The organism is Azonexus sp. (assembly GCF_049652925.1).
Taxonomy (GTDB): domain Bacteria; phylum Pseudomonadota; class Gammaproteobacteria; order Burkholderiales; family Rhodocyclaceae; genus Azonexus.
On the sequence record NZ_JBASFI010000025.1, the window covers coordinates 64,621 to 79,855 of the forward strand.

The window sequence follows — 15,235 nt, forward strand, 5'->3', positions numbered from 1 at the left end:
TTTGTCTTTGTGCACCGCACAAAAATAATGTTGACAATACAACAATCATACCTATAATAAAGGTCATGGTGCAGTGCAACATCGCTTCATGGGATCGCGCTGCAACGGTTTAAGACTGTTCTGCATAACCTTTAAATTCTGGAGATAACCCATGGCTTTCAACTTCACCACCCCCGAGCAATTCGCGTCCGCCAACAAGGCTACCGTTGATTCCCTGCTGTCCCTGGCCAACACCGCTCTGGCTTCTGCCGAGCGCATTGCTGCCCTGAACCTGAACACCGCCCGTTCGCTGGTTGAAGATTCCGTTTCCGGCGCCAAGGCCCTGATGGGTGCCAAAGATGTTCAGGAAGCCCTGTCCATCCAGGCTTCGCTGGCCCAGCCGAATGTCGAGAAGGCCGTTGCCTACTCCCGTTCCGTGTATGAAATCTCTGCCCAGACCCAGGAAGAACTTTCCAAGATGGTCGAAGGCCAGTTCGGCGACTTCCAGAAGACCGTTGCCGGCCTGCTCGACAAGGCTGCCAAGTCGGCCCCGGCTGGTTCTGACGTTGCCGTTGCTGCCGTCAAGTCGGCCATCGCTGCCGCCACCTCCGCTTTCGACAACATGAACAAGGCTGCCAAGCAGGTTGCCGAGATCACCGAAGCCAATGTTGCTGCCGCCACCAACGCCACCGTCAAGGCCGTTGGCGCCGCCTCTTCCAAGGCCAAGAAGTAATTTGCCTGTTACCCCCGCCTCGGCGGGGGTTTTCGTTTCGTCCGCAGCACACAATCAAACTGGAGATGACAATGAGCAACCCGAATTTCGACCAACTGACCGCCGCCCAAAAAGCCAACGCCGAAGTCATGACGACCCTGCTGCGCACCGCCTTTGACGGCGTCGAGCGCCTGACCGCCCTGAACATGGCCGCTTCCCGCGAGTTCTTCAACAACACCATGGCCGGTACCCAGCAACTGCTGAGCGCCAAGGATGCCAAGGCTGTTGCCAAGCTGAACACCGAACTGGCCCAGCCGAACGCCGCCAAGTGGATGGACTACTCGCGTAGCGTCTACGAACTGGTCGCCGAAATGCAGAAGGAACTGACGTCTGTCATGGAATCCCAGTACGGCAGCTTCACCAAGAACATCAACAGCGCCGTCGAAAAGGCCAAGACCTCCGCACCGGTTGGTGGTGACGTTTTCGCCGCCACCATGCAGTCGATGCTGAATGCCTCGACCAAGGCTTTCGACAACATGACCGGCATGGCCAAGCAACTGTCCGACATCGCCGAAGCCAACATGGCTGCCGCCGGCAAGACTGCCGCACCGGCCAAGACCAGCGCCACTGCCGCTGCTCGCAAGTCTGCTGCCAAGTAATTCCGGCGCTCTGCGCTGACGAAAAAGCCCGCGAATTTCGCGGGCTTTTTTACGTCTGCCGGTTCTAAGATTTCAATTTTGGCCGTTATTTCCGGTTGACCGTGGAAGTCCGAAAAATTGGCTCAGGGCCGCCAAATCCAGGTAATTCCCCGGCTTTCGACTTCGGCGCGAATCTCTTCCATCGCCTGGTCTACCAGTTCCGGCGAACCTTCGACGCCCAGTTCCAGATGCTTGCGCTCCTTGCCGACCAGTGAAGGCAGCGAGAACAGGCGCAGCGTCGGGTAATCCTTGACGATACGTTCCATGAGGTCGAGCAGCGCGCTTTCGTAGGCTGTCGGGCCAGTCAGCAGGAAGGCCTTTTCGACCATGCCATCGATGGCCTTGAACTGGTCCCGGTAGAAAGTATCGAGCGCCCATTCGATCATCGGGTGCGCCATTTGCGGGAAGCCGGGAACGAAATAATGGTCGTTGGCCATGAAGCCGGGAATGCGGTTGAACGGGTTGGGGATGATCTGCACGCCGGCCGGGAAGGTGACCAGTTGCTTGCGCTGGTCGGTGATTTCTTCGCCAGCGAAACGGACTTTCAATTCCTCGAAACCTTCGGGATGCAGCGCCAGATCGACGCCGAGCGCCGCCGCCACGGCCTGTCGCGTGTGGTCGTCGGGCGTGTTGCCGATGCCGCCGCAGGAAAAAACGACATCGCCGGCCGCCATCGTGCGCTTGAAGGTGGCAGCGAGGCGTTCCCAGTCGTCACCGAGATACTCGACCCAGCTCAGGCGCAGACCACGGGCACCGAGCAGTTCGGCGATCTTGGCGAAATGCTTGTCCTGCCGTTTGCCCGACAGGATTTCGTCGCCGATGATGATGGCGCCAAAGGTACGGCTCATAGTCTTTCTCCCTCGATGGTGACAATCGCCCCGCCGCGCGACCGGCGCAGCGCTTCCAGCCCGTAATGAACGAACGATAGCGCCGCCAGCGCCGGTACCAGCAGGCCGACGAATGGAATGTGGGCGAGCAGCGCCATGGTCAGGCCGAGCATGAACAACGGCGTTTTCTGGCCGCGGCGGACTTCCTGCCACTCGCCGGCCGTGGCGTGCATGGACAGCGCATCGTAGGCAAACGTCCGACGGTTCAGCCAGCCCATGAGCAGCAGCGGAATGAGCAGCGAGAAGCCGGGAATGAGCCAGAGCGGAATGGTGATCAGCCAGGCGACAATGAAGATGATGGAGGCCAGAACGCTGTTGACCGCAGCAGCGACGAAACTGTCCTTGCCCATCGCCGCGACGTCGCGGTACTCGGTTTGAGAGAGGTGCTTGAGCATCAGCGGCATGATAACGATGGCCGCCAGCAGCGAGGCCGTCAGGTAGGCGGCGGCGAAGATCGCCATCCAGCCGCCGAGGTAGGCCAGAAGATGGGCGACCCAGACCAGCCCCCAACCGACGAGCAGGGTCATCGGCGGGTAGTCCATCATCTGCTGCACCATCCAGCCCAGCCCCCAGACGGCCAGCGCGGTAGTCAGCAACAAGGAAAACAGCGCCGGGGTCAGGACATAGAGCCAGACCTTGCCGCTTTTGAGATTGGCGAAGGTTCGCGCCAACGCCAGCATGACGTCACCCATTCTTGATTCCTTCCCATTGTTTCTGCAGGCGCTTGCTCGATACCGGCACCGGCGTCCGCAACTCCTGCGCGTAGAGGCCGACGCGCAATTCCTCAAGTAGCCAGCGGAACTGTTCGACCTGCGGATCGAGCGTGCCGAGTTTGGCGAGCTGGATGGCGCGGCGTTCGTAATTGGTCCACAGCGGCGTGTATTCGACCATCAATTGCGTATCACGCCCCGGGTTGGCTTTGAGCTTGTCGAGACGAACAACGACACCCTTGAAGTAGCGCGGATAGTGTTGCAGGCGCTCGAAAGGCGTGTCGATCAGGAAGTTCTTGCCCATCAGCCGCTTCAGTTGCGCCTCGATGTCGGCCACCGCCGCGCCATGCGCCTTGAAGGCCGGCAATTTCTTGATGACCGCCTGCCACTCGGTCAGCACCGTGCCGACCAGCCGGCAAACCTCCTGCATGATCAGCCCAAGCCGCGCCTTGCTGTCGCCGCAACGGCTCTTGAAGGCACTCGGTGTCGTCGGCAGCGGCTCGGTCAGGCAGGCGCGCTCGAAAGTCAGGGCGACGATCTGGCTCTTGAGGTCGTCGGCGCTGCCCAGCGCCATGTATTGCATGGCCATCTGGCTCAGGCCGGGGATGTTCTTGTCGAAATACTTCACTTGATCGCGGAACTGCAGCATGAACAGGCGGAGCAGGCCGGCGCGATGGGCGGCGGCGGCCTCTTCGGCGGAGTCGAAAACCTTGAGGCTGACGCTTTCGCCGTCGTCGGTCAGCCCCGGGTAGCCGAGCACGGTCTGGCCGGCGACCGGGACTTCCATGAGCTCGGGCAACTCGCCGAAAGTCCAGTCGGTCAGATTGGTAAATTCGGACGGCGTTTCGTGCAGTTCGGCGAATTCGTCCTTGGCTTGCTTGCCCCACTCGGCGCGCAGGGCGACCAGGCTGCGATTCATGTCGAGTTGGCGTCCATGCTCGTCGATGAGCTTGTAGTTCATCGAGAAGTGGGCGGGCAGCGCATCGGGCCGGAAGGAGTCGGGGGTCACGGCCCAGCCACGGGCATTGAGGCCGCGCGCCTCGAGAATATGGTCGATGAGCGGCGTGATCAGGCCCTGATTCATCTTCTTTTCGTTGCCGGCTACGGTCGACAGGAATTCTTCGACAAATTCGGGCACCGGCACCACTTTCGCCCGGATCTTCTGCGGCAGCGTCTTGATGAGCTGGACGAGCTTTTCCTTGAGCAGCCCGGGCACCAGCCACTCCATGCGGAGCACGGGAATCTGATTGAGTTGCGCAAGCGGCAAAGTCAGCGTCACGCCGTCGCGCGGCGAACCCGGCTCGAAGTGGTAGCTCAGCGTGTAATCGACACCGCCGACCTTGAGGTGATGCGGAAAAGCCTCGGTCGTCACGCCTGCCGCCGAGTGACGCATGAGGTCGTCTTTCGACAGGTAGAGCAGCTTGGCGTTGTCGCGCTCGGCTTCCTTGCGCCAGTGGTCGAAGGTCGCGCCGTTGTGGATGCCCTCGGGAATGATCGAGTCGTAGAAGGCAAAAATCAGCTCGTCGTCGACCAGCACGTCCTGCCGGCGCTGCTTGTGTTCGAGGTGCTCGATCTCGCGAATCAGCTTCTGGTTGTGCAGAAAGAACGGCCAGCGTTTGGCGAAAGCCTCGTCGATTTCCTCGCTGACCAAGCCTTGGCGGATGAAAATTTCACGCGATTCGGCCGGCGCCATCGGGCCGTAATGAATGCGCCGTTTCGGGTTGATGACCACGCCGTAAAGCGTCGTCCGCTCCCAGCCCGAAACCTGCATGGACTTCTTTTCCCAGTGGGCGTCGAAGTACTGGCGCTTGATGAGGTGAGCGCCCACTTTCTCCAGCCAGTCCGGCTCGATGCGGGCGACGCAGCGCCCGAAGAGACGTGTCGTCTCGGTGATCTCGGCCGCCATGATCCACTTGCCGGCCTTCTTTTGCAGCGGTGACGAGGGGTGGATCAGGTAACGGATGCCACGGGCACCGAGGTAGAAGCCGGACTCATCGGCCTTGCAGCCGAGATTGCCGAGCAGCCCGGTGAGCAGCGCCTGATGGATGGCGTCGTAGGTGCCGGGCAGATCGTTTTCTTTCCAGCCCAGTTCGGTCACCATCGCATGTAACTGCCCATGCACCTCGCGCCACTCGCGCATCCGCAGGTAGGAAAGAAAATGGGCGTGGCAGTTGTCGATCAGCTGCTTGTTCGATTTCTTGTGTTCGACGGCGTTCTGGAACCAGTTCCAGAGCTTCCACCAGCCCATGAATTCCGACTTATCGTCAGCGAACAGCTTGTGTTTTTCGTCGGCTGCCTGCTGGCGGTCCTGCGGCCGTTCGCGCGGGTCCTGCGCCGACAGGCCGGCGGCGATGACCATGACTTCCTTGAGACAGCCAAGGTCGCGCGCCGCGACGAGCATGCGGCCGATGCGCGGATCGAGCGGCAGTTTGGCCAGCGACGCACCAATCGGCGTCAGCACATTGTCGTCGTCGAGCGCGCCGAGTTCCTGCAGCAACGCGTAGCCGTCGGCGATGGCTTTGGCCGGCGGCGGTTCGATGAACGGGAAGCTCTCGACATCGGTCAGGCGCAGCGACTTCATGCGCAGGATGACGCCGGCCAGACTGGAACGGAGGATTTCCGGATCAGTGAACGGTGGCCGCGCGTTGAAATCCAGTTCGTCGTACAAACGGATGCAGACGCCCGCTGCCACCCGGCCGCAACGCCCAGCCCGCTGCCGCGCCGCGGCCTGCGAGACCTTTTCGATCTGCAACTGCTCGACCTTGTTACGGTAGGAGTAACGCTTGACCCTCGCCAGCCCGGTGTCGATAACGTAGCGGATGCCCGGCACGGTCAGCGAGGTTTCGGCCACGTTGGTGGCCAGGACGATGCGCCGCTGACCGCCGGAGGGCTTGAAGATACGGTCCTGATCGCCAGCCGACAGGCGCGAGAAAAGCGGCAGAATTTCCGGGGCATGCGCACTGCTCAACCCCGGCCGGGCCAGTGCGTGCTTGCGCAGGGCTTCGGCCGCTTCGCGGATTTCCCGTTCGCCGGGCAGGAAGACGAGGATGTCGCCGGCGCCGAGCCGCGAGACCTCATCGGCGGCGTCGACGATGGCGTCGTAGAGATCGCGCTCGTCGTCCTTCTTTTCAAGATCCTCGACCGGGCGGTAACGCACCTCGACCGGATAGAGCCGGCCGGAGACTTCAATAATTGGCGCTTTTTTCCCGTTGACCGTGAAATGCGTCGAAAAACGGTCAGCGTCGATAGTCGCCGAGGTGATGATGACCTTGAGGTCCGGCCGCTTGGCCAGCAACTGCTTGAGGTAGCCGAGCAGGAAATCGATGTTGAGGCTGCGCTCGTGCGCCTCGTCGATGATGATCGCCTCGTAGGCGTTGAGGTAGGGATCGGATTGCGACTCGGCGAGCAGGATGCCGTCGGTCATCAGTTTGACCCAGCTTTCCGGGGACGACCGGTCCTGGAAGCGAATCTTGACGCCGACGCCAGTGCCAACCTGCGTCTTCAGCTCTTGCGCCAACCGCGTCGCGACGGAACGTGCGGCCAGCCGGCGCGGCTGGGTGTGGCCGATCAGGCCACGGGCGCCAAGGCCGAGATCGAGGCAGATTTTTGGCAACTGCGTCGTCTTGCCCGAGCCGGTTTCGCCGCAGACGATGACGACCTGATTGTTCTGGATCAGCTCAGCGATGTCCCCCCGCCGCTCATTGACCGGCAGATCGCTCTGAAACTCCGGCTTTGGTAGCCGGGCCCGACGCTCAGCCACAGCTGCGCGCGAACGCTCAAGCAGCGCGGCCAGATCGGCTTGCAGTTTTTCGCGCTTATTTCCGGTTGACCGTAGCAATTCGCGCTGCATGCCGCGCAGGCGTTTCAGATCGCTGCTCAGGCAAAGATTTTCGGCGAGTTCGGCAGGGCGGGCTGGTTTCTCTTGTTTCATTCATCGGGACGGCAAAGCGGGGCACTGATTTTACCGCGCCAATGCAACGCCTCACCGACTGGAAGAAAATTGCCGGATACCGCTTCCCGCATCACCGCCAGCCAACCGGTTTGCCACGGTCAACCGGAAATTTTGCCCAAATTTGAAATACCCGGAGCACGCCCCAAAAGCAAAACGCCGCCCCGAAGAGCGGCGTCTGGCGTAACGGTGTGGCGATTACTACTTGGCGCCCATCCACTGGGCGTTCTTCCCGTCGCTGGTCTTTTCGCAGACGACCTTGACACCGGAAATCGTGGTCGCGGTACCGATGGCTTCAAACTTGCCGGAATCACCGTTGTAGCACTGCGGGGCAGGCTTCGGCGCCGGTGCCGGGGCGGCAGCAGCAGCCGGTGCGGGAGCCGGGGCCGGCGGGGAAGACTGGGTGGCGCAAGCGGTCAGGGTAAGGGCAACAGCAGCAGCAATAAGCAGGGAACGCATGAAAATCTCCTGAAGGTGGTTAGGCGGTAACGGGGCCATTGTCTTACGCCAATGTTTCAGTTTCGTTTCACTTCCGGCGACACCGCCCCGCCGCCACCGGGTTTATACTTTCCGCATATCCCCTTTCGACAACATCATGGCCATCATCCGCTGCAACAAATGCACGCTGCTCGCCGAGCAGCCGGACAACCTCGCCGGGCAAAGCATTCCCTGCCCCAAATGCGGTGCCCCGGCAGCGGTTTATTCGACCCTGTTTTTCATCGAAAAACTGCTCGACAAATATTTCGATGCCCAGCGCGAGATCATTCGCCTGAAACCGCTCGCCGAACCGGCCAAGGCCGTTGCCGCAGAGCCAGAACCTGCGAACTCGGGGCAGCCCGACATCAATCTGGCCAATACCGACTTCCTGGCTACCGAAATGCAGCACGGACCGATCTACGACTGGTTCCAGAAGAAGCAGATCAAGGTTCAGGCCAATATGCGCGGCGTCGACACCAGCGGTTTTTTCGACGAGGTTGCCGAAGCCATCGGCAGCAATTTCGAGGTCCTCAAGGACGTCCTCGAACGCATCCGCTGGTCGCAACAGAAAGAGCACGCGAGCACGACCATCCACCTCGACAAGAAATCTGCCGCTGATGCCAAGGCCATTTCGACCTTCTGCCAGCAGCTTTACGATTATTCCTTTGTCGCCAAATGCTTCCACAACAAGCCGGAAAACAACGTCCGGCTGATTCTGCAAACTGCCCCGACCATCCGCAATTTTTTCAATGGCGAATGGCTGGAATGGCATGCGCTGATGACTTCTCTGCGCTACGCCAAGGAACGCCAGCGCCGATTTTCCTGCACGCGCGGGTTGAATCTCCTGCTGAGCAATGGCGATCCTTACGAAATCGACGTTTTCCTGCTCATTGATGGCAAACTGCCGATCTGCATCGAATGCAAGAGCGGCGAATTCCGCCAGAACATCGACCGCTACCTGGCGCTGCGCAAGCGCCTTGGTCTGGAAGCCAAGCAATTCGTGATGTGCATTACCGGCCTGAGCGACGAAAACGCCAAGGCTTTTTCCGCCATGTACGACCTGACTTTCGTCAATGAACGCGGCCTGGCCGGACATCTCGGCCGGCTTTTCTGAACCATCCGACAGCCAACTCGCCGGCATTCGATACACGAACCGGAACTGTTTTTAAAAGAAACAACCTAAGTCCAGTACCCGATTCGAAGATTCGGGCAAATGTTGGAACAATTTGGCCGCAGGTCCGGGCTGCAATGTTTTCTCGAAAGGAAACACAGTCATGCCAACGATGGGTGAAGAAGCGGTCGACAGAATCCGCCGGGATCACGAGCACATGCTGCACCTGATTGATCGCATCCGCTCCGAATGCACCGAGCGCGGCAAAATCGACAATTGCAACGATTGTGGCGCCAGCCGCAAAGGTGTCTGCCACGGCAATATCGAACAAATGATCCGTTCCTTCGTCGAGACCACGCTCAAACACAACCTGATCGAATTGATGTTCATGGAAGATCGCGTGCCATCGGCGCATCGCCTGGCCCACAACCAGGCGCACATGGACATCGCCCAGCAACTGAAGGCGATTCGCGTCATCTTTTCAGAAGATGGCAATTGCGTACTGGCAATCGAAGGCATCGACCATGTCCATCAGACCCTGCTAGCGCACTTCAAGGACTTCGACCAGCAGCTCGAGGCCTATCTCCTCGAGGCTGCCCTGGCACCTCAGCCATAGGCCAGACAAAACCGGCGATGTATTACGGAGAACGCTTCAACGCCTGGACCCACCTCCTTGGCGCCCTGCTCGCCCTGACCGGGGCAATCTGGCTGATCGTCGCCGCCGCGCTCAGCGGCGATGCCGTGAAGACCGCCAGCGTCATCGTATACGGCGTCACGCTGGTCATGCTGTACAGCATCTCGACCATCTATCACAGCGTGCGCGGGCCGTTCAAACGCATTCTGCGCAAGCTCGACCATCTGTCGATCTATCTCCTGATTGCCGGCAGCTACACGCCTTTCTGCCTGATCAGCCTGCGCGGCCCGTGGGGCTGGTGGCTGTTCGGCATCGTCTGGACGCTGGCGGCCATCGGCATGCTTCAGGAAATCAAGCCGCGCTCGGAAGCGCGCGTCATGTCGCTGATCATCTATGCCGTCATGGGCTGGATCGTTCTAGTCGCCATCAAACCGCTGCTGGCCAGCCTCGGGCTGGCCGGGTTCCTCTGGCTGGCGGGCGGTGGCGTGTTCTACACCGTCGGCATCATCTTCTTCGCCTTCGACGAGCGCTTCCGCCACTGGCACGGCATCTGGCACCTCTTCGTCATCGCCGGCAGCCTCATGCACTTCATCGCCATCCTGTTCTACGTGGTCTGAGTCTGCCAAAATGCCATTGGTTTTTTACCGATGGAACTCAGCATGCGCCTGCTCTCTGCCTTACTCCTTGCCGTCTGCGCTGCCACTGCCCATGCGGCAGGCGCCCCGACGCTGAGCGATATCCCTTACGGCACCGACCCGGATCAACGCTACGACCTCTACCGGCCGGCGACCAGCGACAACGCGCCAGTCATCCTGATGGTCCATGGCGGCGGCTGGCGGCGCGGCGACAAGGACATGAGTCGCGTCGTCAACAACAAGGTTGAACGCTGGCTGCCGCGTGGCATCGCCTTCGTTTCGATCAATTACCGCATGCAGCCCAAGGCGACGCCGCTGGAACAGGCGCGCGACGTGGCAAGGGCGCTGGCCGACGTGCAGCGAAATTGGCAAAAACTGGGCGTCGACCGCAGCAATATCATCTTGATGGGCCATTCGGCCGGCGCCCACCTGATCGCCCTGCTCGCCGCCCGACCTCAACTGCTGGCCGAGGCCGGAGCGCAAGCAGTGCGGGGCTTCATACTGCTCGACAGCGGTGCACTTGATGTGCCAGCGATCATGAATGCCAAGCACTTCCGCCTGTACGACCGGGCTTTCGGCAACAACCCGGTCGACTGGCGAGCCGCCTCACCGATTCATCATCTGCAGCAAGCAACGCCACCGATGCTTGCCGTCTGCTCCAGTCGCCGCGATGACGCCTGTCCGCAGGCGCGTGCTTTCGTCGCCCGGGCGCAGCAAGTGGGGACGCCAGCCGAAGTCCTGGCACTGGACAAAACACATGGTGAAATCAATAGCGAACTCGGCGAAGCGACCGATTACACCGCCGCCGTCGAACGTTTTCTCGGCCGGCTATCGCCACAGCTGGCCGAGCGTCTGCGCTAGCTAGCCGCCGCGGCCGTCACGCCAGGCAACCACGCAAATTCAGGAACGGCGTGCCTGCGGATTCCACGAAAACAGCGACCGCGCCAGATTATTCATGCGCGTAACGGCTGGCTGGATGGATACGGTCAACGGTGCCGCTCTTGTCTGCGGGTTCCAGGCGAACAAAGGGCGGAGCGTTTCAGCGAGAGCGCGAGCGCCAGCCAGGGCACTGCCTGTCGCCAGCTTGAGCACCAACGCCGAACGCTCGGCGAACAGACCGTTCAGACGACGAATTTCTGCAGCACGAAGCTCGCGTGCTTGACGTTCAATGGTCGGGATATCGATGGGGGTCATGACTCACTCCTAATATGCTGCAACGCAACATTGCACAAATCGAAGTCTAATTGCCGCCAATTCGAATAACAATAATGCTTATTGGCAAAACATTTGTGAATTTTCATCCATAATAAAACCATGGATCGCGCTGCCGAGATGACCGCTTTTGTTCGCACCGTGGAAACCGGCGGATTCTCTGCCGCTGCCCGGGAAATGGGGCTGACTCCGTCGGCGCTGTCCAAACTGGTCACCCGCCTTGAAGACCGCCTCGGCGCCCGCCTGCTCACCCGCACCACCCGCCGCCTGCAGCTAACTGTCGAGGGCGAGGCATTCTTCAACCGGGCCCGGCCTATCCTGACAGCGATGGACGAAGCCGAAGCCGAAGTGGCCGAAGCCGGCACCCATCCGCGCGGCCTCCTGCGCCTGCATTGCGGCTCGGCCTTCGGCATGCACCAATTGACGCCGGCGATCCCGCGCTTTCTCGAAAAGCACGGCGACATCGAACTCGAAGTCACCATCAACGATGTCCCGCCCGCCCCGGCCGATGACCATTTCGACCTGACCATCCGGATCGGCGCGCTCGACGACTCCTCCAATGTGGCGCGCCGCATCTGCAACCTCGAACGCGTCATCTGCGCCGCCCCGAGTTACCTCGAACGCTTCGGCACGCCGCGCACGCCGGACGATCTGCAACAGCACAACTGCCTGTGGATCACCACCCTGCCCGCCTTGCGCCGCTGGCCCTTCGATACAAATGACGGCATCCGGGTCGTCCATATCGGCGGCAACGTCGTCGCCAACAATGCCGAAACGGTGCTGCAACTGGCTGTCGCCGGCGTTGGCATCACCCGCCTGACCGATGTCATCGTCGGCCAGGCCATCCGCCGCGGCGCCCTCGTTCCGATTCTCACCGACTGGCACCACGTCGAACCGGTGCCGCTGTTCGTCACCTACCCCAGCGGCCGCCACCTCGCCCCCAAGGTCCGGGCCATGGTCGACTTTCTCGTCGAAGAGTTCGGGCGCGCGCCCTGGCGGGTGTAGGCGGCACACCGAAGATCCTCGCTTCAACTTATGTGTAACTGAGGGCCGGGCACCCCTGTGCCACGGTCAACCGGAAAAAACCCTCAATTTTCAAATGGGTAGCTCCCATCATTTTTCGTCCAGTTGATCCGAATGGACTATTGCCATCCCAAGCAACTGAAACCAATATCCACCATGGATAATAAATGAATCAAATTGCATTTTATAAATTGGAGAACTCCTTGAAATTACGCAAAACCGCAGTTCTAGCTGCCATTCTCGCTGCAGGCATCAGCAGCCAGGCATTGGCCGTTGAAGCCACGCCAACCCCGGTTGCCGCTTTTGAATGGGAGATGCTGGGTCTGGGCAGCAACGACACTATCGGCACAGCTCAAGACCTCGGCACGGTAGGCCTTGGTGACAATATCAACGTTTTCGGCGCTCGCCTGTCCTCTGGTCCAGGAGGAACCTCGGTTGACTACTTCAAGTTCGTCACCTCTCAGGTTCTGGATCTGTCTTTCGCCGTCAATGCCCCTTATGGCATCACCGAAGCGAATGACCCCATCGTTGGTCTGTTTGGCAGCAACGGCGTCAAAATCTCCGAAGATGACGACAGCAATGCCGGCTATGACTCGCTGTTGACAGCCCAAGGCCTGGCTGCTGGCACCTATTACGTCGCAGTTTCCGGGTTTTCCAATTTCGATTTCACCGGCAACGGCGGTAACGGCAACTGGTATTACAACCTCAATGTAACCACCGGCACCCCGAGTGTTGTTTTGTCTGCGCCTGTTCCCGAACCCGAGTCCTACGCCATGCTCCTGGCTGGTCTGGGCATCATCGGTGCAGTTGCGCGCCGCCGTAAAGCCGCCTGATCAGGCCTCTCGCTCAGACAAAAGCCCTTCGGCAAACCGAAGGGCTTTTTTACGTCCACCATTTTATCCGGCCATGCAGGCCGATAGAGATCAGGACCAGATGTGCGTTGCGCCGACCGTCAGTAAACCGAGATAGGTTGCCGTCAGCGAACCGGCCAGATGCACCGAGGCGAGGCCGATGGCCCAGGCTGGCTGGCCGGCGAGCAGGCGCTCGACGACTTCGGCCGAGAATGTCGAAAACGTGGTCAGGCCACCGAGAAAACCGGTAATCGCGAACAGCTTCCAGGCCAGCGGGAAATGTGTGTTGATGTGAAAAATGCCAACCGCTACGCCGACCAGATAGCCACCAATCACATTCGCCGCCAAAGTACCGAGCGGCAAAGTAACGAATAGTGGATTGAGCGCCAGTCCGAGAAACCAGCGTGACCATGCGCCAAGCGCTGCGCCGCAGCCGACAGCGAGAAAATTGAGCGCGGAAAGGTTATGCAATACAGACATACGGTGAATTTTAGCGGTTTATGGGCCCCAACCGTTAAAATGGCGTGATTGAAATCAGAGGTTTTACCGTGAGCAGCCCCAACCAGCCCGCCAACCCCCCGGCCCCCGCCGCCAATTTCATCAAGAACATCGTCGAAGCCGACCTCGCTGCCGGCAAGCACGCCCAGCGCCACTGGGCCGGCCATCCAGGCACTGCCGCCGATCACGCCGCGGCCCCGCTTGATGCCGCCAAGCTACGCACCCGTTTCCCGCCCGAGCCAAACGGCTACCTGCATTTTGGCCACGCCAAGTCCATCCTGCTCAATTTCGGCCTCGCCGACCAATACGACGGCCGCTGCCACCTGCGTTTCGACGACACCAATCCGGAGAAGGAAGACCAGGAGTACGTCGATTCCATCATCGATGCCGTCAAATGGCTGGGCTGCTCGTGGGAGAAGGATGGCGAAACCAATCTTTACTACGCCTCGAATTATTTCGACTGGATGTTGCAGAGCGCCGAAGCGCTGATCACCGCCGGTCACGCCTACGTCGATAGCCAGTCGGCCGATGAAATGCGCGCCAACCGCGGCACGCTAACCCAGCCCGGCAAGAACTCGCCTTTCCGCGACCGTTCCGTTGCCGAGAACGTGGACCTGTTCAAGCGCATGCAGGCCGGCGAATTCGCTGATGGCACCCATATCCTGCGCGCCAAGATCGACATGGCCGCGCCCAACATCAACCTGCGCGACCCGGCCATCTACCGCATCCGCCACGCCACGCACCACAACACCGGCGACAAGTATTGCGTTTATCCGATGTACACCTTCGCCCACCCGATCGAGGACGCGCTGGAAAACATCACCCATTCGATCTGCACGCTGGAATTCGAAGACCAGCGCCCGTTCTACGACTGGCTGCTCGAACGTCTGGCCGAAGCCGGCCTGCTCCAGCGCCCGCTGCCGCAGCAGATCGAGTTCTCGCGCCTCAACCTGACCTACGTGGTTTTAAGCAAGCGCAAGCTGATCCAGCTCGTCGAGGAAAAGCACGTCAGCGGCTGGGACGATCCGCGCATGCCGACCCTCGTCGGCGCTCGCCGCCGCGGCTATTCCGCCGACGGTTTCCGCCTGTTCATGGAGCGCGTTGGCGTTACCAAGAACGACTCGCTGATCGACTACGTGCTGTTCGAAGATGCCATGCGCGAAGTGATGAACGAATCCGACCAGCGCCGCATCGCCGTGCTCGATCCGGTCAAGCTGATCATCGACAACTACCCGGCAGGGCAAGTCGAGGAATGCCACGCCCCGAATCACCCGCTGCATCCGGAACTCGGCCAGCGCACCGTGCCGTTCAGCCGCGAATTGTGGATCGAAGGCGAAGACTTCATGGAAGTCCCGAGCAAGGGTTTCCGCCGCCTGTTCCCGGGCAACATGGCGCGCCTGCGCTACGGCTACGTGGTCGAATGCACGGGCTGCGACAAGGATGAAAACGGCAAGGTTGTTGCGGTGCACTGCAATTATCTGCCCGAAACCAAATCCGGCACGCCGGGCGCCGACAGCGTCAAGGTCAAGGGTAATCTGCACTGGGTCTCCGCTGCCCAGTCCTACGCCGCCGAAATCCGCCTCTACGAGCGCCTGTTCAAGGTGCCCGCCCCCGGCTCACGCCGTGAAGGCGATGCGCCCGACCTGGAGCGCGATTTCCTCGACGACATGAACACGGACTCCTCCCAGACCATCACCGCCCAACTAGAGGCCTGCCTGAAGGATGCCAAGCCGGAAGAACGCTTCCAGTTTGAACGCCACGGCTACTTCGTTGCCGACCGCGTTGACTCGAAGCCGGGCGCCCCGGTCTTCAACCGCGCCGTCACGCTGAAAGACTCCTGGGGCAAGGCGAGCTAAGGC

At 60.6% G+C, this 15,235-nt stretch carries 15 protein-coding genes; 9 read left to right on the forward strand and 6 right to left on the reverse strand.

What is annotated here, in order from left to right; all coding sequences use genetic code 11:
• Positions 1-151: 151 nt before the first annotated feature.
• Together WBK19_RS14005 and WBK19_RS14010 are read left to right on the forward strand one after the other, a co-directional pair.
• The gene (locus WBK19_RS14005; RefSeq protein ID WP_511290724.1) at positions 152-712 is read left to right on the forward strand and encodes a phasin family protein; all 561 of its coding nucleotides are present in this window, start codon (positions 152-154) and stop codon (positions 710-712) included.
• A gap of 71 nt (positions 713-783) precedes the next feature.
• A complete protein-coding gene (locus WBK19_RS14010; protein WP_511290726.1) occupies positions 784-1,350 on the forward strand; it encodes a phasin family protein in 567 nt (188 codons plus the stop codon).
• 122 nt (positions 1,351-1,472) lie between these two features.
• Here the strand turns inward: WBK19_RS14010 and WBK19_RS14015 are convergent, their stop codons facing one another.
• From WBK19_RS14015 to WBK19_RS14030, 4 genes are all read right to left on the reverse strand, one after another.
• Positions 1,473-2,237 (reverse strand): competence/damage-inducible protein A, encoded by a 765-nt coding sequence (locus WBK19_RS14015; protein ID WP_511290728.1) that lies wholly within the window; start codon positions 2,235-2,237, stop codon positions 1,473-1,475.
• Positions 2,234-2,968 carry an EI24 domain-containing protein gene (locus tag WBK19_RS14020; RefSeq protein ID WP_511290730.1) on the reverse strand — a complete coding sequence of 245 codons (735 nt, stop codon included), beginning with the start codon at positions 2,966-2,968 and terminating at the stop codon, positions 2,234-2,236. Before WBK19_RS14020 ends, WBK19_RS14015 begins: the two co-directional genes overlap by 4 nt.
• Entirely contained in the window at positions 2,961-6,917 is a 3,957-nt protein-coding gene (gene hrpA, locus WBK19_RS14025; protein WP_511290731.1) for an ATP-dependent RNA helicase HrpA, read from the reverse strand. The genes WBK19_RS14020 and hrpA overlap by 8 nt, the downstream gene beginning before the upstream one ends.
• Before the next feature lie 219 nt (positions 6,918-7,136).
• Positions 7,137-7,394, reverse strand: a complete 258-nt coding sequence (locus WBK19_RS14030; RefSeq protein ID WP_511290733.1) for a hypothetical protein — start codon at positions 7,392-7,394, stop codon at positions 7,137-7,139.
• A 136-nt stretch (positions 7,395-7,530) separates the two neighbouring features.
• Here WBK19_RS14030 and WBK19_RS14035 point away from each other — a divergent pair, with 136 nt between their 5' ends.
• The 4 genes from WBK19_RS14035 (at position 7,531) to WBK19_RS14050 (ending at position 10,653) form a co-directional block, all read left to right on the forward strand.
• Entirely contained in the window at positions 7,531-8,526 is a 996-nt protein-coding gene (locus tag WBK19_RS14035) for a hypothetical protein (RefSeq protein WP_511290735.1), read from the forward strand.
• A 160-nt stretch (positions 8,527-8,686) separates the two neighbouring features.
• Positions 8,687-9,139, forward strand: a complete 453-nt coding sequence (locus WBK19_RS14040; RefSeq protein WP_511290737.1) for a hypothetical protein — start codon at positions 8,687-8,689, stop codon at positions 9,137-9,139.
• Between the two features lie 17 nt (positions 9,140-9,156).
• Positions 9,157-9,774, forward strand: coding sequence for a PAQR family membrane homeostasis protein TrhA (trhA, locus tag WBK19_RS14045; RefSeq protein ID WP_511290739.1), 618 nt, complete (start codon positions 9,157-9,159; stop codon positions 9,772-9,774).
• Positions 9,775-9,816: 42 nt separating this feature from the next.
• On the forward strand, positions 9,817-10,653 hold the full coding sequence (locus WBK19_RS14050; protein ID WP_511290741.1) for an alpha/beta hydrolase: 837 nt from the start codon (positions 9,817-9,819) through the stop codon (positions 10,651-10,653).
• Between the two features lie 39 nt (positions 10,654-10,692).
• Here the strand turns inward: WBK19_RS14050 and WBK19_RS14055 are convergent, their stop codons facing one another.
• A complete protein-coding gene (locus WBK19_RS14055) occupies positions 10,693-10,986 on the reverse strand; it encodes an RSP_7527 family protein (RefSeq protein WP_511290742.1) in 294 nt (97 codons plus the stop codon).
• Between the two features lie 120 nt (positions 10,987-11,106).
• Here WBK19_RS14055 and WBK19_RS14060 point away from each other — a divergent pair, with 120 nt between their 5' ends.
• On the forward strand, positions 11,107-12,009 hold the full coding sequence (locus tag WBK19_RS14060) for a LysR family transcriptional regulator (protein WP_511290744.1): 903 nt from the start codon (positions 11,107-11,109) through the stop codon (positions 12,007-12,009).
• Between the two features lie 221 nt (positions 12,010-12,230).
• Positions 12,231-12,860: an FxDxF family PEP-CTERM protein gene (locus WBK19_RS14065; protein WP_511290746.1), complete on the forward strand. Its 630-nt coding sequence runs from the start codon at positions 12,231-12,233 to the stop codon at positions 12,858-12,860.
• Positions 12,861-12,950: 90 nt separating this feature from the next.
• Here WBK19_RS14065 and crcB read toward each other — a convergent pair whose 3' ends face one another.
• Positions 12,951-13,358: a fluoride efflux transporter CrcB gene (gene crcB / locus WBK19_RS14070; RefSeq protein ID WP_511290748.1), complete on the reverse strand. Its 408-nt coding sequence runs from the start codon at positions 13,356-13,358 to the stop codon at positions 12,951-12,953.
• Positions 13,359-13,426: 68 nt separating this feature from the next.
• Between crcB and WBK19_RS14075 the strand changes: the two genes are divergently transcribed.
• A complete protein-coding gene (locus WBK19_RS14075) occupies positions 13,427-15,232 on the forward strand; it encodes a glutamine--tRNA ligase/YqeY domain fusion protein (RefSeq protein WP_511290750.1) in 1,806 nt (601 codons plus the stop codon).
• The last annotated feature ends 3 nt before the right edge of the window (positions 15,233-15,235 follow it).